Genomic DNA, 420 nt, shown 5'->3' with positions numbered 1-420 from the left:
TCTCCGGATCAAAGCTCACTTACAGCTCCCCGGAGCATATCGGTGTTAGTGCCGTCCTTCTTCGGCTCCTAGTGCCAAGGCATCCACCGTGCGCCCTTTCTAACTTAACCATTAGAAAGTCGACCGATAAAATCGGTCTCATCACTCGTGTTGCTTGTTTTCGTTGTTTCAATGTCGTCATATCCAGTTTTCAAAGAACAAGTTGTTGAAGTTCCAGCTCGGCATTGCCGAAGGTGAACCTTCAAAACTGAACGCAAAACGTCAACCGAAACCCGCAGGTTTCGTTCCGATATTATCCTTAGAAAGGAGGTGATCCAGCCGCACCTTCCGATACGGCTACCTTGTTACGACTTCACCCCAATCATCTGTCCCACCTTCGGCGGCTGGCTCCACAAGGGTTACCTCACCGACTTCGGGTGT

General features: G+C 50.2%; 2 rRNA genes. Both read right to left on the bottom strand.

The annotated features are described in order from the left end of the window. A 23S ribosomal RNA gene (locus HU147_RS19210) occupies positions 1–110 on the bottom strand; the annotation flags it as partial. A 192-nt stretch (positions 111–302) separates the two neighbouring features. After that, a 16S ribosomal RNA gene (locus HU147_RS19205) occupies positions 303–420 on the bottom strand; the annotation flags it as partial.

Source organism: Planococcus chinensis (genome assembly GCF_020071995.1).
Lineage (GTDB): Bacteria > Bacillota > Bacilli > Bacillales_A > Planococcaceae > Planococcus > Planococcus chinensis_A.
The sequence above is the reverse complement of the archived record's forward strand: the minus strand, read 5'-3'. Positions and strand labels throughout refer to the sequence as shown.